Source organism: Cohnella sp. GbtcB17 (genome assembly GCF_019091135.1).
Lineage (GTDB): Bacteria > Bacillota > Bacilli > Paenibacillales > Paenibacillaceae > Cohnella.
Genome location: NZ_JAGXJW010000013.1, coordinates 76,385 through 96,223, shown reverse-complemented (window position 1 = coordinate 96,223; position 19,839 = coordinate 76,385). Strand labels below are relative to the sequence as shown.

14 protein-coding genes and 1 riboswitch are annotated in these 19,839 nt (G+C 63.3%); of the genes, 10 read left to right on the top strand and 4 right to left on the bottom strand.

From position 1 onward, the window contains the following. The first annotated feature begins 29 nt into the window (after nt 1–29). From KVT38_RS09390 to KVT38_RS09375, 4 genes are read left to right on the top strand one after another with little or no spacing between them, the layout of a single operon-like run. Nucleotides 30–737, top strand: coding sequence for an ABC transporter ATP-binding protein (locus KVT38_RS09390; RefSeq protein ID WP_483298169.1), 708 nt, complete (start codon nt 30–32; stop codon nt 735–737). Further along, nucleotides 721–1,779, top strand: a complete 1,059-nt coding sequence (locus KVT38_RS09385; RefSeq protein ID WP_217593442.1) for an efflux RND transporter periplasmic adaptor subunit — start codon at nt 721–723, stop codon at nt 1,777–1,779. The genes KVT38_RS09390 and KVT38_RS09385 overlap by 17 nt, the downstream gene beginning before the upstream one ends. Nucleotides 1,780–1,805: 26 nt before the next feature. Beyond that, complete coding sequence (locus tag KVT38_RS09380) at nt 1,806–4,709, top strand: ABC transporter permease (protein ID WP_217593441.1); 2,904 nt, start codon at nt 1,806–1,808, stop codon at nt 4,707–4,709. A gap of 3 nt (nt 4,710–4,712) precedes the next feature. Then, nucleotides 4,713–5,594 (top strand): ABC transporter ATP-binding protein, encoded by an 882-nt coding sequence (locus KVT38_RS09375; protein ID WP_217593440.1) that lies wholly within the window; start codon nt 4,713–4,715, stop codon nt 5,592–5,594. Between the two features lie 69 nt (nt 5,595–5,663). On the opposite strand, the gene KVT38_RS09370 is transcribed toward KVT38_RS09375, so the two are convergent. The 3 genes from KVT38_RS09370 to KVT38_RS09360 all read right to left on the bottom strand — a co-directional run bounded on the left by KVT38_RS09370 (nt 5,664) and on the right by KVT38_RS09360 (nt 9,064). Beyond that, nucleotides 5,664–6,566 carry a DMT family transporter gene (locus tag KVT38_RS09370; protein ID WP_217593439.1) on the bottom strand — a complete coding sequence of 301 codons (903 nt, stop codon included), beginning with the start codon at nt 6,564–6,566 and terminating at the stop codon, nt 5,664–5,666. 9 nt (nt 6,567–6,575) lie between these two features. Continuing rightward, on the bottom strand, nt 6,576–7,697 hold the full coding sequence (locus KVT38_RS09365) for an MBL fold metallo-hydrolase (RefSeq protein ID WP_217593438.1): 1,122 nt from the start codon (nt 7,695–7,697) through the stop codon (nt 6,576–6,578). A gap of 101 nt (nt 7,698–7,798) precedes the next feature. Next, nucleotides 7,799–9,064, bottom strand: a complete 1,266-nt coding sequence (locus tag KVT38_RS09360) for a branched-chain amino acid aminotransferase (RefSeq protein WP_254639105.1) — start codon at nt 9,062–9,064, stop codon at nt 7,799–7,801. A gap of 130 nt (nt 9,065–9,194) precedes the next feature. Here KVT38_RS09360 and KVT38_RS09355 point away from each other — a divergent pair, with 130 nt between their 5' ends. From KVT38_RS09355 to KVT38_RS09330, 6 genes are all read left to right on the top strand, one after another. Continuing rightward, nucleotides 9,195–10,190, top strand: coding sequence for a LysR family transcriptional regulator (locus tag KVT38_RS09355; protein WP_217593437.1), 996 nt, complete (start codon nt 9,195–9,197; stop codon nt 10,188–10,190). A gap of 12 nt (nt 10,191–10,202) precedes the next feature. Further along, nucleotides 10,203–10,397, top strand: a riboswitch (cobalamin riboswitch). Nucleotides 10,398–11,153: 756 nt separating this feature from the next. Then, on the top strand, nt 11,154–13,118 hold the full coding sequence (locus KVT38_RS09350; protein ID WP_217593436.1) for an S-layer homology domain-containing protein: 1,965 nt from the start codon (nt 11,154–11,156) through the stop codon (nt 13,116–13,118). Nucleotides 13,119–13,156: 38 nt separating this feature from the next. Then, on the top strand, nt 13,157–14,056 hold the full coding sequence (locus KVT38_RS35165) for a DUF4430 domain-containing protein (RefSeq protein ID WP_217593435.1): 900 nt from the start codon (nt 13,157–13,159) through the stop codon (nt 14,054–14,056). Beyond that, nucleotides 14,053–14,943, top strand: coding sequence for an energy-coupling factor transporter transmembrane component T (locus KVT38_RS09340; RefSeq protein WP_217593434.1), 891 nt, complete (start codon nt 14,053–14,055; stop codon nt 14,941–14,943). Before KVT38_RS35165 ends, KVT38_RS09340 begins: the two co-directional genes overlap by 4 nt. Next, entirely contained in the window at nt 14,916–16,730 is a 1,815-nt protein-coding gene (locus tag KVT38_RS09335; protein WP_217593433.1) for an ABC transporter ATP-binding protein, read from the top strand. The genes KVT38_RS09340 and KVT38_RS09335 overlap by 28 nt, the downstream gene beginning before the upstream one ends. Beyond that, nucleotides 16,703–17,404, top strand: a complete 702-nt coding sequence (locus KVT38_RS09330) for an ECF transporter S component (RefSeq protein ID WP_217593432.1) — start codon at nt 16,703–16,705, stop codon at nt 17,402–17,404. Before KVT38_RS09335 ends, KVT38_RS09330 begins: the two co-directional genes overlap by 28 nt. A 960-nt stretch (nt 17,405–18,364) precedes the next feature. Here KVT38_RS09330 and KVT38_RS09325 read toward each other — a convergent pair. Then, the gene (locus tag KVT38_RS09325) at nt 18,365–19,714 is read right to left on the bottom strand and encodes a hemolysin family protein (protein WP_217593431.1); all 1,350 of its coding nucleotides are present in this window, start codon (nt 19,712–19,714) and stop codon (nt 18,365–18,367) included. Nucleotides 19,715–19,839: the final 125 nt, after the last annotated feature.

Below are 19,839 nucleotides of genomic sequence, written 5' to 3'. Positions count from 1 at the left end.
ATGCATAACGGTTTTATTAATGGAAAGGTGTGGAGCGTTCCTTGCAGCCAACGGATCCATCAATCATTGTAAGCGTTTCCGGATTGAGGCGTGCCTTCAACAACGGACAAGGGACAGTTGAGGTATTGAAGGGGATCGATCTCGCGATCCCTGCCGGCAAGCTTGTCGTGCTTAAGGGCCGTTCGGGCTCCGGCAAGACGACGCTGATCAACTTGCTAGGCGCGCTGGACCGGCCGACCGAGGGCAAGATCGAATTCGCCGGCCGGGACGTCACGGCGATGAGCGACGGCGAGCGGGATAGGTTGCGCCGCAAAGAGATCGGACTTATTTTCCAATCGTTCGCCTTGTTCCCGCTCATGTCCGCCTACGAGAACGTAGAGTTCGTGCTCCGGATCAGCGCCGGGGCCAAGGAGAACCGGCAGGAAGCGGCCGTTCAAGCGCTCGAGCAGGTCGGCCTGAAGCCGAGAATGCATCACCGTCCCTTCGAGCTCTCGGGCGGGGAGCAGCAGCGTACGGCGATCGCGCGGGCAATCGCCCACAAGCCGCGCCTGCTGCTGGCGGACGAGCCGACGGCCGAGCTCGATTCGAAGACCGGCCTGCATATCATCAAGCTGTTCAGGGATCTCGTCGAGCAAAAGGGCCTGTCGATCGTGATGACGACGCACGACCCGGCGATCATGGAGATCGTCGACCGCATTTACGAACTGGAGGATGGTCAAATTGTCTCACAGGTATAGACGCTTTGCCGCGGCGGGAATGGCCCTGGTGCTCGGCGGTTCGCTGGCGGGCTGCTCGCTGCTCCCCCGGGAAGAGGAGGCGCTCGCCCCGCCGCTGGTCAAGCCGGCCGCCGAAAACTACCAGACGGTCAAAGCGGTCAAGGGGCCGATCGATAACGCGCTTCAGCTGGGCGGAACGTTCGAATCCCTGATCTCCGACGTCGCGCAATTCACCGGTACGGGCGGGCGCATCTCCAAGATCGACGTCACGTCCGGTCAAATGGTCAAAAAGGGCGACCTGCTCGCCGAGCTCGTGCTGGACGACCTCGACCTGCGCGTGAAGGAGCAGGAAATCGCGCTCTTGCGGGCCAAGGCGGAACTAAAGTCGATAGACAAGCAATACGGGAACAAGAAGGACGAGGACAGCCAGTCCGCGCTTCGCGTGGCGACGCTGCAAAGAGATATCGAGCAGATGAAATACGACCGCCTGCGCGAGCAGCTGGGCAGCAAGCTGCTGTATTCGAAGATCGACGGCCAGGTCGTCTTCGTGGAGGATCTGCAGCCCGGCGATTATGTGGATGCCTATCAAACGATCGTGAAGGTCGCGAATCTGACGAAAATGCAGCTCGTGACGACGGGGGCCACCGCCGAACAAGCCGGCAAAGCCGAGATCGGCTTCAAAGCCGAAGTGACTTTTAACGGCGCGGACAACAAGGAGATCAAGTTCGAGGCGAAGGTGTCGCAGACCCCCGCGAGCGCACCGCAAACCCTGAACAAGCAGCTGGCCGAGAAATATGCGTCGACCTTGTATTTTACCGTTCCCAAAATGCCCGAAGGCGCCGAACTCGGCCAAAGCGTCAACATCCGGATCATCCTCCAGCACAAAGACGACGTCATCAAAATCCCCCGCAGCGGACTGCGCACCAGCATGGGCAGAAACTATGTGCGCGTGCTCCAAGACGGGAAACTTCGGGAGGTTGACGTCGAGCCCGGCATCTCCGCTCCAACGGAAGTCGAGATCGTCACCGGTCTGTCCGAAGGCGACAGCATTGTATTGCAGTAGAAATCGGGCACCGGGAGGACCGCACCATGGCTTTGTTGGTCATGATATTGCGCAAGATGGCGCAGAACCTATGGCTGGTGATCAGCCTTTTCCTCGGCATTCTCATCTCCGTAGCGCTGGTCAGCAGCATGCCGATCTACAAGGAAGCGACGCTCTCGCGAATGCTGGTCAAGGACCTGCAGACCGCGCAGCAAAAATCCGGCGTCTATTCGGGGGCCGTCTGGTCGCGCGTCTCGTTCGATTCGCAGACGACCGCGCAGCGAGGCCAGATCATAGCCGATCTCGATGCCTACGTGAAAAAGGAAGGCGCTCCCGCCTTCGGCCTGCCGGTCGTCGATATCGTTAGGGAATCGAATACGGAAGGATTTAACGTCTACCGCCAGGGACTCCCCGAAAAAGAACGCAAAAACGCGAGACGCAGCGGCCGGTTCACGAGTCTGGAGGGACTTCAGCAGCATATTCGCTTAAAGGACGGCGTCTTGCCTTCATCGGAAGCAAAAGACGGGATCTACGAAGCGCTCGTGACCGAGGCTGCGCTTAACAACTTCAGAAGCGTGCTCGGCGTCGTGCTCGAAGTCGACGACGCCAAGCTGAACCGCAACATTCTGATCAAGCCCGTCGGCATCATCGAACCGCTGCGCGAGGACGATCCGTACTATCGCGATCCTTCGTTCGCATCGCTCTCGCAGTCCTTTATCGTCGACGAGCGGCTGTTCGACCGCGAATTCGTGCAGGCGGGCGTCGTCCCGGTATTTACGGCGGGCTGGTATGTCGCGCTGGACTACGCCAAGCTGGAAGTGTCCGGCATCGGGCGGTTCCAAGCCGCAGCCAAGCAGATTCAGGCGACGGCCAACAGCAGGGTGGCGCTATTCCGCAACGAGTTCAGCTTCCCCGCGGAGAAGACGATCGAGCGTTACAAGGAGCGCGCGAAGCAGGTTCAGAAGCTGGTATGGTCGCTGAACATGCCCGTGTTGATCATGCTCGGCTTCTATATGTTCATGGTGTCCAATCTGATCGCCGGACGGCAGAAAAACGAGATCGCGGTGCTCCGCAGCCGGGGCGCGTCCCGCTGGCAGATTCTGCTCTCCTTCGCCGTTGAAGGCCTGCTGCTGAGCGGACTGGCGCTCGCCGCGGGACCGCCGATCGGCTTGCTGCTCACGAAGGTGCTCGGCGCCTCCAGCGGATTTCTATCCTTCGTGCAGCGTGCCAGCCTGCCCGTCCGCCTGACGGCCGAAGCATACCGGTACGGCGCGTACGCGGCCGCCGTCTCCTTCCTCATGCTGATGATAGCCGTCGGATTGGCGACGCGGGCGAACATCGTGGGCCACAAGCAGCAGCTGGCCCGCCAAGGCAAGACGCCGCTCTGGCACAAGCTTTGCCTGGATTTGATCGCGCTGGCGCTGGCCATCTACGGATTGTATACCTTCCGTTCAAGGCTGCAGGATCTTCAGCGCCTGGGACTGGGCACGGACGACCTGCGCATCGATCCGCTCCAATTCATCGTGCCGGCCTTGTTCATTCTCGGCGGCGGTCTCCTGCTGCTTCGGCTGTACCCTTATCTATTAAGGCTTATTTATATCGCCGGCCGCAAATGGTGGAGCCCGTCCGTCTACTACACGCTCATCCAGGTCGGCCGCTCGAACAGCCAATATCAATTTCTGATGGTGTTCCTCATCCTGACGATCGCCACGGGCTTGTTCGGTGCGAGCGCCGCCCGCACGATCAATGAAAATACGGCGGACCGCATCCGCTACTCGGCCGGTTCGGACATCGTCGTTACGTCTCAGTGGCCGAACGACAAGCCCCCGCCACCCGCGCCCGGCAGCCCGGCATCCGAGCAAGCGCCGGCGACGATGGGATCAAGCGTCGTACACTATCTCGAGCCGTCCTTCGATCCCTACACGAAGCTGCCGGGCGTGGAGCAAGCGGCCAAAGTGTTCCGCAAATCGGTCGGCTTCAGCGCCGCGAGCGACGGCGAGGCTTCGAGCAGTTCGGGCAAAGCGACGCTCATCGGCGTCGACACCGACGACTTCGGCCGCGCCGCCTGGTTCAAGAACAGCCTGCTCGCGCATCCTTTTTACGAATATCTCAACCTGATCGCCGGCGATTCGAAGGCGGTGCTCGTCTCGACCTCGCTCGCCAATCAGATGAAGGTGAAGCCCGGCGATACGATATGGATCGGCTGGGACAACGTCCAGCAGCGGCCGTTCACCGTATACGGCACGGTCGATTATTTCCCGACGTTTAATCCGCTGCCGCCTGCCGGGTCGGTGACCGCCGGCGAAGAAGCCGCGCAGGCGAACGCGCCGATGCTCATCGTCGGCCACTTGTCCCGTATCCAGTTCCAGCTCGGACTCGAGCCTTACGAGGTGTGGCTGAAGATGAAGCCCGGCTTTAAGACCTCCGACTTGTACCAGGCGCTGGAGGACAGTCCGATTGCGGTCACCTCCGTGCGCAACGCGCAGACGGAGCTGATCGAAGCGAAAAACGATCCGTTCCTGCTCGCGCTGAACGGCATCCTGACGCTGGGCTTCATCCTATCGATCCTCGTCAGCTTCGTCGGCTTCATGCTCTATTGGGTGCTGTCGCTCCGCAGCCGCGCGCTGCAGAACGGCGTCATGCGCGCGCTTGGCCTGTCCGTCCGGCAGATGGCCGGCATGCTGGCCGTGGAGCAGCTGCTGACGTCGGGCGTCGCCGTCTTGATCGGCGTCGTCGTCGGCAATCTGGCCGCGCGCCTGTACGTGCCTCATTTCCAGATCGCGTTCAATCCGAACACGCTGGTACCGCCCTTCGAGGTCATCTTCGCGCGGCTCGATTATATCAGGCTCTATTCAACGGTGTTCTTCATGCTGGCGTTCGGGCTCGGCATACTCGGGTTCATGCTGACGCGCATCCGCATCCATCAAGCGCTCAAGCTGGGGGAGGATTAACCGATGATCCAATGCGACGGCTTGGTGAAAATCTACAAAGCGTCGAATCTCGAGGTATTCGCCTTGCAAGGGCTCGACCTGTCGGTAGAGAGCGGGGAGCTGATGGCGATCATCGGCAACAGCGGCAGCGGCAAGTCCACGCTGCTGAACATGCTGGGCGGGCTGGATCGCCCGACGGCGGGCTCGCTCACTGTGGACGGCAAGGACATGCTGAAGATGAAGGAAGCGGAGCTCGTCCGCTACAAGCGCGAGAGCGTGGGGTTCGTCTGGCAGAACAACGCCCGCAACCTCATTCCCTACTTGACCGCGCTGGAAAACGTAGAGCTCCCGATCCTTCTGTCCGGCCGGCGCAAGCGGCTGCGCGCGCTGGAGCTGCTGGAGGCGGTCGGACTCCGCCATCGGGCGCGCAACAAGCTGCATCAGCTGTCCGGCGGCGAGCAGCAGCGCGTTGCCATCGCCATCGCGCTCGCCAATCAGCCGCGGTTGCTGTTGGCCGACGAGCCGACCGGCTCGGTCGACTCCCGCATGGCCGAGCAGATCCTCGATCTGTTCCGCGACCTCAACCGGCAGCTGAACCTGACGATCGTCATCGTCACGCACGATCCGCTGCTCGCGAAGAAGGTCGACCGCGTCGTCGCGATCCGGGACGGCAAGATCAGCTCGGAGATGCTGCGGCGCAAGTCGTACGACGAGGAGCTGAGAGAGCTCGAAGCGGGCGGCGCGCAGGAAGAGTCGCATGTCGAGTACGCGATCCTGGATAAGGCCGGACGGCTGCAGGTGCCCGCGGACTATTTGCAGGCGATCGGCATTAAGGATACGAACAAGGTCAAGCTGGAGCTTAACGAAGACAGGATTATTTTATCTCCGCCGGACGAGGGAGCCTGATCGATGTTCATAAGCGGAGCGGCCCCGCCCAGTCAATGACTGGCGGGGCCGCTCCGTTTTGTGTTCGTTTTAGGCCTTCGCGGCGGGCTGCGCGGGCAACGCTTGCCGCTTCCGCCCCGCCAGGTACACGCCGCCGAGGATGACGACGAGCCCCGCGAGCATGTTCCAGCCGATATGCTCGCCGAGCAGCGTGTACGCCCAGACGAGCGCCGTGCAGGGCACGAGGTAAGTGACCATCGTGGCGAATTCGGCGCTCGCGGCCAGGATGATGTAGTAGAACAGGATGTAGCCGACGCCGGAACCGAAGACGCCGAGTCCCAGCAGCATCAGCAGGTTCGTGCCGTCCGTGAGCCGCTCGATCGGGAAGGGCTCGGCGACGAGCGCCATGATACCGCTCGCGACCGTGCTGCACAGCAGCGTGCCGAAGGTCAGCTGGTACATGGAATAACCGGTCAGCACCCGCTTGGACAGCTGCGAGCCGAGCCCGTAGCACAGCGTGGCGGACAGCATGAGCAGCAGACCGGCGGCGTCGATCGACGAGACGGCGGACGGCGTGACGCCGAGCAGCAGCGCGACGCCCAGGAAGGCGACCGCAATGCCCAGCCACTGGTACCGGTTCGAGGATGCGCGGAAAGCAGCCACGCCGATGACGATCGTCCAGATCGGCGTCGTGGCGTTCAGGATCGAGGCGACGCCGCTGTCGAGCCGCGTCTCGCTATGCGCGATGAGGAACCAGGGCAAGGCCGTGTTCACGATCGCGACGAAGGCCATCGCGGGCCATCGGACGCCGCCCAGCCCGAACGGTTTGCGCATCGACAGCATGATCGCCGTCACGGCGACGAGCCCGAACGCCGACCGCAGGAAGGAGACGCCCCACGATCCGAAGTCCTCCACCAGCACTTTAACAAAGTAGAACGAGCCGCCCCAGATGAGACTGAGCAGGATTAGCGCGGCATAAACAACCTTGGGCATCGGCCGCTGTCACCTCCACCATTCCGCGGCTGCGTCGGCGTTCGCGCCGCCCAGCTCGCCGCCGATCTCGACGGTCTCCCCGATACGCGGTGAGATCATTCGAACGCCTCTGCGGACCGCCTCGGCCGATGCCCTGCGAACCGGATCGTTCCAGTCGTGCATCGCAAGCGTGAACGCGCCCCAGTGAATCGGCATCAGCGTTCCTCCTTTTACGTCGATATGGGCCTGAACGGTCTCCTCCGGCGACATATGGATGGCCGCCCAGCGCGGATCGTACTGCCCGCATTCCATCAGCGCGAGATCGAACGGACCGAACCGTTCGCCGATGTCCGCGAAGTGCGGACCGTAGCCGCTGTCGCCGCTGAAGAACACCTTTTGCCCGCCGCCTTCGATCGCCCAGGAGCACCACAGCGTCGCGTCCCGCCCAGTCAATCCCCTGCCGGAGAAATGCCGCGCAGGCAAGCACGACAGCCGCAGCCCTTCCCATTCGAACGTCTCGTGCCAATCATGTTCCTCGATGCGGCTTTCGTCCACGCCCCACCTGCGCAGATGCGCGCCTACGCCGAGCGGCACGAAGAAGCGGCCGACCTTGGCATGCAGCTTGCGTATGGTGCCGTAGTCCAGGTGGTCGTAGTGGTCGTGCGAAAAGACGACCGCGTCGATCGGCGGGAGCGCCTCGATCTCGAAGGGCATCGTATCGGCATAGCGTTTGCCGCCAAATCGGGGAAACGGCGACGGCGCGCGCCCCAGCATCGGATCGAGGAGAATCGTGCGGCCGCCGAGCTCGAGCAGAGCAGCGGAATGGCCGAACCAGGTGACGCGGAGCGGACCGGGGCGGCCGATCGCGGCCGTGTCGAGCTTCACGACGGGGAGACGGCCGGGCGCGGGACGCGCGTTCGGCCGCCGCTTCGCGAAATCGCGGAGCATGGACAGGTAGTCCGCCGCGGACGTCACCATCGCGGTCGGCAGCGGGTATCGGAATTTGCCGTCCCTGAATTGCGGAGACCGGTGAAGGCGATGTCCGCGGTCCCGGTAAGCCTGCCCGCCGAACACCGGATCCAAGGCAAGCACGGCGTAAACGGCTGCCGCCAGCAGCAACAAGACGGCGAGCACGACGATGAGCGTTATCATAGAAAAATAGACCTTCTCTCTGGCTGCAGCCGGACGATGGGCCCGAAGGCCCGTACACCGATGATATCATCGTCGGCCTTCATTCGCCACGCCGCGGCCGGCTATTCGGCTGCCGGAGGCACGGGCGCCATCCAGCGGTGCGGGTCCGGCAGCTCGCCGCGCTGAATGCCGGTCAGCGTCTCGTACAACCGCTTCGACAGCTCGCCGGGCTCCCCGTCGCCGACGATGCGCCGTTCCCCGCGCCAATGCAGGCTGCCGATCGAAGAGACGACCGCGGCGGTGCCCGTGCCGAACGCTTCGCGAAGCAGGCCGTCCCGCAAGCCCGCCGCCACCTCCCCGATCGGGATCGGACGCTCGCGGACCGAGACGCCCCAGTCTCGGAGCAGCCTCAGCGCGGAAGACCGGGTGACTCCGGCGAGGATGCTGCCGCCGAGCGGCGGCGTGGCGACCTCGTCCCCGAAGCGGAAAAACGCGTTCATGCTTCCGACCTCCTCGACGTATTGACGCTCCACGCCGTCAAGCCACAGTACCTGCGAGCACCCCAGCCGCGATGCCGCCTCCTGCGCCTTGAGCCCGGCCGCGTAGTTCCCCGCCGTCTTGGCGTCCCCCACGCCGCCCGGGACCGCGCGCACATGCTCCGTTTCCACGTAGATCGGGACCGGACGCACGCCCTCCGCATAATAATTGCCGACCGGCGAACAGATCGCGACGAGCCGGTACGAACAGGAAGGCGCCACGCCGAGCCGCGTCTCGGTCGCGACGACGAACGGACGAACGTACAGCGAGGTGCCCGGCGCATCCGGAACCCAATCCGCGTCCGCGGCAACGAGCCGCTGCAGCGCACTCAGCAAGCGCGCTTCGTCGATGTCCGGCACGCACATGCGCGCGCAGGAACGATTCAGCCGGCGGACATGGTCCAACGGTCTGAACAGCCGCACCCCGCCGTCCTTCCATTTGAACGCCTTCATGCCCTCGAATACCGTCTGTCCGTAGTGGAACACCTTCGCCGCCGGGTCCACCGTCAGCGGTCCGTAGGGTACGATTCGCGGCTCCCCCCAGCCGGCGTCTTCCTCGTAATCGATGAGCAGCATGTGATCGGTAAAATACCGTCCGAAGCCAAGCCCGCCCGGGCTCTCCAGCCGCTCGCGAAGCTTGCGGGCGGCTTGGGACGGAGGCGGCGGCGCGTCTGCAGCCGCGGCCGCGGTCGCAATGAAATTGTCGATTGCGCCGGCCGTCTCTCTGTTTCCACTCTCGCCGCCAACGTTCGCCGACGTCCTCCCCTTGCGTTTCTTCCTGGCCGGCGGCCTTTGGCGTTGAAGCCCCCTAATTCCGTTCATGGACATATCGTCCCGCGCGCTCCGATCCATCTCGTTCCCTCCCGCTAAGTGTTGCTTGTAGAATAGCGCGATCAGAAATATATTTAAAATATCTGTTTTATACGATCAACATACCTTTAAGGTATGAAAGAAACGAATCATGCGAGGAGGACCGCGGAGGATGGATGTCAGGCAGCTACGTTACTTTTTGACGGTGGCCGAGGAGGGCCAGATCACTTCCGCGGCCAAAAAGCTTCATATGGAGCAGCCGCCGCTTAGCCGGCAGATGCGGCTGATCGAGGAAGAGCTCGGCGTGGCGCTGTTCGACCGCTCCTGCAAGCGGCTGCGGTTGACACCGGCGGGCGAGCGTCTGCGCGAGCGCTCGGCCGCACTGCTCCGCCAGCTGGAGGAGACGGTGGCGGAGGTTCGGGAGCTGGACGAAGGCGTCGGCGGGGTGCTGTCCGTCGGCGCCGTCGTGTCCTGCACGTCGCTGCTGCCCGGCCCGCTCCGCCGGTTCAGGGAGCGTTATCCGAATGTCGGCTTCAAGCTGAGCGAAGGCGACCACCACTTTCTCGCGGAAGGGCTGGACCGCCGCGAGATCGAGCTCGCCGTCGCGCGGCTGCCGTTCGAAGCCCCCGGCAGCGCGGCGCGCTTCGAGATCCGGGCGCTCCCATCCGACCCGATCGTCGCGCTGCTGCCAGCTGGCTCACGGTTCGCGGCGGAGGATGGCACGCAGGAGCGTGTCGGGCCGGGACGCAGTTTGCCGGAGGATGGCGGAGCGGGGCGCGGCGCAGGCGCGGAGCCGCTGTCCCTTGCCGAGCTGGCGGCTTACCCGCTCGTCTCGCTGAAGACCGACCGCACGGTCGTCATGCACGAGACGATCATGCGCGCCTTCGCGGCCGCGGAGCTCCGCCCGCGCGTCCTGTGCGAATGCGCGAGCGTGGCGATCGCGCTCACGCTGGTCTCCCACGGCTTCGGCGCCGCGCTGCTGCCGAAGTCCGTCATGTCGACGTTTCCGCTGGCAGGAATCGAATACCGTCCGATCCGGGACGCCAACCTGCTGTCCGAGGTCGGTCTCGTCTGGCTCAAGGATCGCTATCTTACCCGGGCGGCGCGCCGCTTGATCGCCATGTTCGGCGCTTCCGATGGACAAAGCGGCGATGGGGGTCTATCATGAGAAGGAATCGAATAGCCGAATGACGGCAAGGCGCCCCGCCGCGAAGCGCGAACGGGCTTAATAGGGAAGCCGGTGCGAATCCGGCGCGGTCCCGCCACTGTAATTGCGGAGCGAAGCGGCTTGTTGCCACTGTCCAGGTCGGACGGGAAGGCGCCGCGTCAGCGATGAGGCAAGAGCCAGGAGACCTGCCTTGAACGTCGATTTCTCTTTCTTCGGGGGCTTAAGGAAGGGAATGCACCGCGGCGTGCTTGCGCGTCCAGCTCGCGCGGCGAACGCATGCGCGGCTCGACTTCGGCACGGCTTCGCATGTCAGCCCCTGTTAATGACAGGGGCTTTTTCGTTTGTCGGCGCGGGCGCAGGGCCGGGTCCGCAAAGGAGACGCGCGGCGGCGTTACGCTAAGTTATGCCTCTTTCAGACTAGCTGCCGCTCGTTATGTTGCATGCCCGGAATCCGGTACTGCTGCTTTAGAGTAACATTTTGCCCTTACAGCACCATCTGAACCATGCCGCGAGGACTGTAGAGTAACTTTTTGCTCCTACAGCACCGTTTAGATGATGCGTCAAGGCTGTAGAGTAACTTTTTGCCTTTACCGCAACCTCTAGACCGGTTCTAGAGTCTGTAGAGTAACTTTTTTCCTTTCCACCACCGTTATATCGTATCACGAGCCTATAATCGCACCTTCTTTGGGCCGCCGATCACACGCTTTCGTGCAAAAGTACACCATCCAAGGACGAGATAGCGGGTTTAGGCCACCTACCGCGCAAAACTGCGCGGTAGCTCGTTTCTTTAAGCGAGAGCCTGGGTGTTTCGGGTAAAAATCCTGCACTTTTGCGCGATAGGGATAAGCAGTGAACGGATGCGACTCTCCATCGTGTACTTTTGCACGATAGTCCCGAGCAAGCATGACTTTTTACTTTGCAACGATTGTTGCCCCCCATCCTACCGGAAACGAGGTTCGCTCCATGCCGAACGCCCGATCGTTATTTAGTAGCGCCTTATCCCTTTCGCTCAGAAAACATCGCGTTTGGCCGCCGGCACTCCTGCTGATCGTCGCGATGATCGCCTGTCTGACAGCGCCTGCCTCTGCTGCTGGAATCGCCGTTAATGGCACCACCGCCGGCACCGTTACGCTTTCCGTCATCGGAGACGCCCAGCGCGGCACATTGCTGCCGGCGGCGCAGGTCGTATTGCAGGACGGCGACACGGCTTATTCCGTGCTCGAACGGACGATGCCCGGCAAGGTCAAGTCCTCGGGATCGGGCGAAACGCTTTACGTGAGCGGCATCGACGGGCTGTCGGAGCTCGATCTCGGGCCGAAAAGCGGCTGGGTGTACGAGGTCGACGGCGTGTATCCCGCCGGGAGCGCCAGCATGTACCGGTTGAAAACGGGCGATGCGGTGGTCTGGCGCTATACGCTCGATCTTGGCGCGGATGTCGGTGCGCCGGCTCCGGAAGACGGCGGGACTGCGAATGCCGGGAACGGCGGAAATGCGGGCAGCGGCGGCACCTCGGGCAACGAGGCTGCGGTCGCCGCATACGGCGACGATATCGCAGCGCTCCGCAAGCTTCTGCTGGCCAAGCCGGCGGCTGAGCTGTCCGAGTGGGAAGCCTTTGCGCTCGGCCGCTCGGGCGGCGGCGTGCCGGACGCCTACCTGGCAGAGCTGGCTGCGCAGGTGAAGGCCGCCGGCGGTACGTATCGCAAGGCGACGGACCTGGAGCGTATCGTTCTCGCCGTGCGGGCGGCCGGAGCCGATCCTCGCGCGTTCGCGGGATACGATCTGGCAGCGGCGGTGTACGATCATGCCAAGCTGACGCTCCAGGGCGCCAACGGACCGATTTTCGCGCTGCTCGCGCTCGACAGCGGCGGCTTCGACTTGCCGGCCGACGCATTGTGGACACGCGCGAAGCTCGTCGATTGGCTGCTCGCGCTGCAAAACGCCGACGGCAGCTTCCCGCTGTCCGCCGGCGAAGCTGGCAACGCCGACATCACCGCAATGGCGCTTGCCGCGCTTGCGCCTTACGCGGAAGCCGCCTCTGCGGCTTCCGCGATCGACCATGCCGTCCAATACCTCTCGTCCGTCCAGTTGCCGAACGGCGGCTTCAAGCTCGAACGCGACGAGAACAGCGAGACGGCTGCGCAGGTCGTCATCGGTCTGACCGCGGCGGGACGCGATCCCGCCGGCGCGGCCTTCGTCAAGGCGGGCGGAAGCCTGCTCGATGCGCTGCTGGCGTACCGTACGGCGGATGGCCGCTTCGCGCACACGCCCGGCGGCGCAGCCGATCCGATCGCGACCGAGCAGGCGCTGCTGGCGCTAATCGCATACGACCGCTATGCGACTGGAGCTCCTGCGCTGTACCGGATCGCCGCGGAGCGGTTTGCGGACGAACGGCAAATCGCCGGCTGGGCCTCGGATGCCGTACACGAAGCCTATGCGGCCAAGCTGCTCTCCGGCACGAGCGCTTCCCCGCTCCGCTTCGAGCCGAAGCGAGGCATCACGCGCGCCGAGTTCGCCGCCTTGCTCGTCAGGCTGGCCGGCGACCGGCTGAACGCCTTGCCGGCCACCGATGCCGCCGCGTTCGCCGACGCCCCGACGTCCGCCTGGTATTATGCGGCGGTTATGCGCGCCGCCGGGGCCGGCATCGTGAACGGCGTATCGGCGTCGGCCTTCAAGCCCGGCGATCCGATCACGCGCGAGCAGATGGCCGTTATGATCGGCCGCGCGTTCGGCTTATCCGAATCCGCGAGCGGCATAGCTTGGCGGGACGCCTCCCGCATACGGGCGGCAGCGCTGCCCTATGTGAACGCGGTCGCCGACAAGGGCATCCTGCTCGGCGCCGCGGGCGCCTTCGATCCCGCCGGCCAAGTGACGCGCGAGATGGCCGCCGTGACCGCCCTTCGGCTTAAAAATCTCAATCCGGCTTCATAAAAATAAACATCATGCGCATACGCAAGGAGGGACAGAAAGTGAAGCAATTTCGCATAAGCCGGCTGGCGGCGATGTTCGCCCTGCTGGTCGCGATGCTCATCGCGGCCGGCTGCAGCGGGTCCGGCGTCGAAGACGGGTCGGCGTCCGGGACCGTCCAGGCGAGCGGAGCGGCGTCGTCCGCGCCTTCGGGACAGACGCAGACGGAGAGCGCCGAAGCCTCCGCAGGCTCAAACGCAAACCAACAGGCATCCGCCACAGAAACGGCTGCAAGCGGGCCGAGCGACGTGCCCGAAGGCGCTGGCGCCACGGCATCGCCCGGCGAAGCAACGGCCAAAGCCGGCACTGCCAAGCCGCCCGACGACAGCGAGCCGACAGGCGGCAAGGCGCCGACTTCGACCGCCGATGCCGGCACGGCTCCATCGTCCAAGCCGACGCCGTCTGCAAGCGCGACCGCCAAGCCGGCCGCGACGCCGCCTGCGCCGAGCGCAACGCCCGGCGGCAAGCCTTCGGCCGCTCCGCAGTCCGGCGAGGCGACGCCGAGTTCCTCTGCTGCCGCGACGCAAGCGCCGCAAAAGGCCGAGGTCACGCTCTCGGTCGTCGGCGACAGCGATACGGGCACGATCCTGTCCCCCGCGGCCGTCGAGCTCAAGTCCGGGGACAGCGTGCTCGATGTGCTGAAGCGCGCCACCCGCAGCCGCAAAATGCAGATGGAATACCAAGGCAGCGGCTCGGCCGCTTATGTAGAAGGCATCGATAACTTATACGAATTCGACAAGGGTGCGAAGAGCGGCTGGCTGTTCCGGGTGAACGGAGAATTCCCCGGCAAGAGCGCGGGCGCCGTCAAGCTGAAGGCCGGCGACGTCGTCGAATGGCTGTATACGCTCGACATGGGCAAGGACGTCGGAAAAGGCACGGACGGCGAGGAGAAGGAATCATGAACGCAGGCGGCTTCGCCGGCCTCCACCCGCTCGTCTGCTTCATCTATTATGCCGGCGTGATCCTGCTCGGGCTGATGCTGGCGCATCCCGTCTACCAGTTGGCGTCACTCGCGCTGCTGACAGCGCTGCTGCTCCTGCAGCGGCAGGGCAGGACGCTGGCGCGCTCGCTCCCCTACTACTTGCTGGTCGGCGGGCTGTTCGCCATCGTCAATCCGTTGCTGTCCCACCGCGGACGGCATATTCTTTTTTACATGATGGATCAGCCGATCACGCTCGAAGCCGTCCTCTACGGCGCGATGATGATGATGACCATTCTCGCCGTGCTGCTCATGTTCGTCTCCTATCGCGTCGTGATGACGACGGACAAGTTCATGTACTTGTTCTCCGCCGTCCTGCCCCAGACCGCGCTGCACGCGTGGATGACGCTGCGGTTTATCCCGCTGTTCGCTCGCAGATTCCGGCAGATCGAGCTCATCCAGCGCTCTCGCGGCATCGACATGCGGACCGGCAGTCCGGTTCGCAGGCTGAAAAACGGCGCGCTGCTGCTGCGCATCCTCATGACCTGGTCGCTCGAGGACGCGATGCGTACCGGCGATTCGATGAAAGCGAGAGGCTACGGCACGGCGAAACGGACCGCCTATTATCCGTACCGGATGGATCGGCGGGACCGGGCGACGCTTGCGGCGCTCTGCGCGCTGTTGCTGCTCTCGCTCGCCGGCTGGCGTGAAGGGTGGGGCCTGCTTACGCTGTTCCCGCGCATGGAGCCCATCCGGCTCGGGACCCTGGAGTGGATCCACTTCGCCTTAACGGCAACGTTCGTAGGCATGCCCATCTTATTCGAAACGAAGGAGAGATACCGATGGAAATCGTCGCGGCGCAGCGCCTGACCTTCCGCTATCCGGGCGCGGCGCGGCCCGCGCTTGCGGAAGTGGACTTGTCCGTGCGCAAGGGCGAGTTCGTCGTGCTGTGCGGCGCCCCCGGCTCGGGCAAAACGACGCTGCTCCGCCACTTCAAGCGCGAGCTCGCGCCCGTCGGCGAACTGTCGGGCTGCGTGCGCTACGACGGCTCTCCGCTCGCGGATCTGCCGGACGGCCGCGCGGCCGAAGAGATCGGCTTCGTCTTCCAGCATCCCGAGAGCCAGATCGTGATGGATACCGTATGGCACGAGCTGGCGTTCGCGATGGAAAACCGGGGCTACCCCCAGGTCGTCATGCGCCAACGGCTCGCCGAGCTGTCCAGCTTCTTCGGGCTGGAGCCGCTTATGCAGCGCTCCGTGCACGAGCTGTCCGGCGGCCAGACCCAGCTCGTTAATCTGGCTTCCGTCCTCCTGCTCCAGCCGCGGCTGCTGCTGCCCGACGAGCCGACGTCCCAGCTCGATCCCGTCGCCGCCCGCGAGTTCGTGTACCTGCTGCGCCGGCTGAACGAAGAGTTCGGCGTCACGGTCGTCGCGAGCGAGCACCGGCTGGACGATATTTTGCCGCTGGCGGACCGGCTTGTCGTCATGGCGGACGGACGCATCCGGCACGACGGCGCGCCCGGCGAGGTCTGTCGACGGATCTGGGCCGCCGGCGATGTGCGCGAGCGGCTGTACGTGCCGTCCGTCGCCAGGCTGCTGGCCGCGCTTGACGAAGAACGCCACGACGCCCCCGGAACTGCGGGCTCCGCAGCCGCTTCGAGCGCGCCGCTGCCGCTAACCGTCCGCGAGGCGGTCGCCTCAATCGACCGGCTGGCGAAGGATCGCACGCGGACTTCGGGAGAACGGTCGGAAGGCTTGCCCAAGACGACGGATGGCGGCACGAACGGCCAGTCGATCTTCGCCAGCCCCGAATCCCTTCGGCAACCCGCTTCAAACGGCGTCTCGCAGCTGCGCAGCCTGCTTCGCCTGAAGACCGGCCAGGATGCCGAAGCCCCGCGCGAGGTGCTGACCTGCCGCGAGCTATACTACCGCTTCGAACGCGACCTGCCCGACGTGCTGCGCAGGCTGAGCCTTCAGGTGCGCGAAGGCGAGCTGCTCGCCGTCCTTGGCGGCAACGGTGCCGGCAAATCCACGCTGCTGCAGCTCATGGCCGGCCTTCGCAAGCCGCAGCGCGGGAAGATCGCTGTCGCGCCTGGACGCAAGCTTGGATACCTTGCGCAAAATCCGATGCTCTACTTCAGCAGCGACACGGTGCGCGAGGAGTTCGCGCGGACGGCCGAGTACGCCGGGTACAGAGGCGGCGCGGCCGAGACGGAGATTGCCCACTGGTCGGACGCGTTCGGACTCGGCGAGCTCGCCGACCGTCATCCGCACGATCTCAGCGGCGGCCAGCAGCAGAAGCTGGCGCTCGCGCTCGCCCTTCTCCCGCGCCCGGACATCCTCTGCATCGACGAGCCGACCAAAGGGCTCGATCCCGATGCCAAGGAAGCGTTCGCTGCGCTGCTCCTGCAACTGCGCGAGGAAGGCATGACGATCGTCATGGTGACGCATGACGCGGAGTTCGCCGCCCGCCACGCCGATCGGTGCGCGCTGCTCTATGACGGGGAGATCGCAGCCGCGGCGGAGCCGCCCCTCTTCTTCGGCGGCAACTACTTCTACACGACGACCGTGAACCGGGCGGTCAGGCACCGCTACCCGAACGCCGTCACGGCGGAGGAGGTCTTGTGCAGATGGACAAACGACGCCGCGCGATCCTGATCGCTGTCATCATAATGGCGGCTGGCCTCGCCGTCGCGTCCGCGATCTGGGACGGCCACTACCTGCTGCTGTCCGCCGTCGCGATGACGTTGGCGATGACGCCGCTGTTCGTCCGTTTCGAGCGCCGCCGGCTCGAGCCGCGCGAGATCGCGATGCTGGCCGCGCTGGCTGCGGTCGCCGCGCTGGGGCGAATCGCTTTCGCGCCGCTGCCCAGCTTCAAGCCGACGTCCTTCGTCGTCATCGTGGCGGCGCTCGTCTTCGGCAGCGAAGCCGGCTTCATCGTGGGCGCGGTCGCCGCGCTTGCTTCAAACTTGTTCCTCGGCCAAGGCCCATGGACGCCCTGGCAGATGTTCGCTTGGGGCATGGTCGGCGCCTCGGCCGGATGGCTACGACATACGCGTTTCATGAAGTCGCGGATCGGCATGTGCGCCTTCGGCCTTGTCTGGGGGTTCCTTTTCGGCTGGATCATGAACGTATGGTCGCTGCTCAGCCTCCCCGACGCCTTTGGCTGGGAGCTCGTCCTGCTCACTTACGCCCAGAGCTTCTACTTCGATCTCGCGCATGCAGTCGCTAACGTGCTGTTCCTCGGCTTCTTCGGCCTCAGCTGGGTACGGCTGCTCGATCGCATCCGCAAAAAATACGGACTCCTCGAAAGCCGGAGCGTCCGCCGCTGAACGTCCGTATCGTCTACGCGCACACGACAAACAGAACACCCGGTTAACAGCTGATAACCGGGTGTTCTACTTTTCTGGTTTACTATTCAATTGTCTCAAGACGCTCCCATCTTAAGTTTCCGAAGATTTATCCAGATTCGCTTGCGCATGATCTTTATCTTCTTAGACTTCATTTTAAATGTGACCTCCAAAAGGTCGTACGCGCATTCGTGCGGTTAAAGGGTCTTGCCGGCGCCCTTGGCGCTCCGTTTGCCGCGACACCTCTCACTTCGATCATTTTGCTTTCTTGTCCTGCTTTCCGTTTTCTTTTTCCGAAGAGTCGTCCTTTTTTGCTCGCATACGTTGGATTCCCGCATATCCGGACCGCCACGCTACGTCAAATGCCGGGCGGTTGCGCTTGCCGCATTTCCGTTCGCTGCGGATATGCTTCGCTTACCTGGCCCAATGGACTATCCCCTTTCGTTTAGGTTGACCTCATTATAAGACAGCGGATTCAATTATTCAAATTTTCTGATTATTGATAAACGAGCCTCATCGCCCGGGAGTGGGCGCCAATCCGGCCTATACGCTTATATTCGTTAAAATCCTCGCTTTTTCGTTTATTTTTACGCAAATCGTATTTAAATTTTACAATCCACTCGCGGCACGATGTTGCAGTAACGTTGCTTTCCTCGCTTGCAGCCCACTCCAGCGCCGTCGTCGTTCCTCTAACGTTGCTTTTATCGGTTGCAGCAGCTCGCCTGCTCCTGCAACCGCGCTTTCCTCGCTTGCAGCACGCTCTAGCGCCACCATCGTTCCTCTAACGTTGCTTTTATCGCTTGTAGCAGCACGCCTGCTCCTGTAGCCGCTCTTTTTCCCCACGTCGGATCATTTCCGCCATACGCGAAAAAACCGCACGTTGGCCGTGCGGTTCCTGAACTACAAGCATGCATCAAGCGGCGCGAGACGGCTCAAGCTGCCTCAAGAAGGCGGATGCTCCGCGGAGGCGGAAGCCTCCTGCGCTTCGTTTGCGGGCGTCGGCACGCGCCGCACGCTGACTCGCTTGATCTGGCGATTTTCCATCTCCGCGACGACGAACGTATAGTTGTCCGCGGACACTTCGGCGCCCACAACCGCCTCTTCCAGCTCGGACATGAGCCAGCCGCCGAGCGTGTACACGCCTTCGTCGTCTTCGATGTCCGTCTTGAGCAGACGGTTGGTCTCCTCGATCATAAGCGTACCGCTTAGCTCAAAGCGGTCGTCCGCCAGTTGCTGGATCAGCGGACGGCCGTCTTCGTCGCGCTGTTGCCTCCGTTCGCCGACGATGCGCGCGATAATGTCGCGAATGGTGACAATGCCCGAAGTTCCGCCATACTCGTCAAGCAGCACCGCCATGTGAATGTCCCTTTTTTGCATCAGCAACAGAATCTCCTGCACCGATACGGTATCCAGCAGTTGCAGTACGGGCTCGATATAAGGCTTGACCGGCATATCCGGCTCTCCCGGATGGCGAATGTACGCCGTGAGCAGCTCCTTGTAATCGATTAGTCCCACGATCGAATCCTTGTCGCCGTCTTTCGTGACCGGGTACAGATCATAGGCATCCAGTGACGTACGAGCCACGACCTCCTGCACCGTCTCGGTCTCGTCGATAAACGCCACGTCCCGCCGCGGGATCATGATCCCTTTGGCGACCATGTCGTCCAGCTCGAAAATGTTCGTGACATAGCGGAATTCAGAAGAGTTGATAATCCCGCTCTTGTAGCCCTCGGACAGGATCAGGCGCAGCTCAGCCTCGGTGCGGGTGTTGTCCGTCTCGGAGAGCGGCTTCATCCCGAACAGTCCCGTGAGCAGCCGCGCCGACCGGTTGAGCAACCAGCTGAACGGATAGGTGATTTTGAAAAAAATCATGAGTGGCCGCGCAAGCGTCAATGCCAGCGACTCGGCTTTCTGAATCGCCACAATCTTGGGCAGCAGCTCACCGACCACGACCTCGAGGAAGGTGAGGATGAGGAACGCGATAACAAACGACACGACCGTTTCCACCGACTCCGGCAGCGAGAAGAGACCGAACACGGGGCTCAGCAAATGCTCGACAGTCGACTCGCCCAGCCAGCCGAGCGCCAGATTGGTGAGCGTATTGCCCAGCTGGCACGCCGACAGGTACTCGTCCAGCCTCGCCACGATTTGCTTGACCGCCGACGCCTTCTTGTTGCCTTCGGCGACCAGCTGCTCGATCCGGCTCATCCTCGCCCGAATGACCGCATACTCCGCAGCCACGAAGAAAGCCGTGCACCCGATGAGCGCCAACACGATTATCGTATTGATCATCCGCTCGTCTCTCCCCTTCCGTCTGTCGTCCCGACGTTTCAGATGGTATATTGTACCCGGAACGCAGGGAATCGAAAGAAAGGGAGAACTTTGCGCGATCGCCCGGTTGAAGTCTCACGAAGGCG

What these genes read in the sequence shown, in the direction of transcription:
- KVT38_RS09380 (WP_217593441.1), top strand. Translation starts at nt 1,806, where the DNA reads ATGGCTTTGTTGGTCATGATATTGCGCAAGATGGCGCAGAACCTATGG.
- KVT38_RS09375 (WP_217593440.1), top strand. Translation starts at nt 4,713, where the DNA reads ATGATCCAATGCGACGGCTTGGTGAAAATCTACAAAGCGTCGAATCTC.
- KVT38_RS09370 (WP_217593439.1), bottom strand. Translation starts at nt 6,566, where the DNA reads ATGCCCAAGGTTGTTTATGCCGCGCTAATCCTGCTCAGTCTCATCTGG.
- KVT38_RS09365 (WP_217593438.1), bottom strand. Translation starts at nt 7,697, where the DNA reads ATGATAACGCTCATCGTCGTGCTCGCCGTCTTGTTGCTGCTGGCGGCA.
- KVT38_RS09360 (WP_254639105.1), bottom strand. Translation starts at nt 9,064, where the DNA reads ATGGATCGGAGCGCGCGGGACGATATGTCCATGAACGGAATTAGGGGG.
- KVT38_RS09355 (WP_217593437.1), top strand. Translation starts at nt 9,195, where the DNA reads ATGGATGTCAGGCAGCTACGTTACTTTTTGACGGTGGCCGAGGAGGGC.
- KVT38_RS09350 (WP_217593436.1), top strand. Translation starts at nt 11,154, where the DNA reads ATGCCGAACGCCCGATCGTTATTTAGTAGCGCCTTATCCCTTTCGCTC.
- KVT38_RS09340 (WP_217593434.1), top strand. Translation starts at nt 14,053, where the DNA reads ATGAACGCAGGCGGCTTCGCCGGCCTCCACCCGCTCGTCTGCTTCATC.
- KVT38_RS09335 (WP_217593433.1), top strand. Translation starts at nt 14,916, where the DNA reads ATGGAAATCGTCGCGGCGCAGCGCCTGACCTTCCGCTATCCGGGCGCG.
- KVT38_RS09330 (WP_217593432.1), top strand. Translation starts at nt 16,703, where the DNA reads ATGGACAAACGACGCCGCGCGATCCTGATCGCTGTCATCATAATGGCG.
- KVT38_RS09325 (WP_217593431.1), bottom strand. Translation starts at nt 19,714, where the DNA reads ATGATCAATACGATAATCGTGTTGGCGCTCATCGGGTGCACGGCTTTC.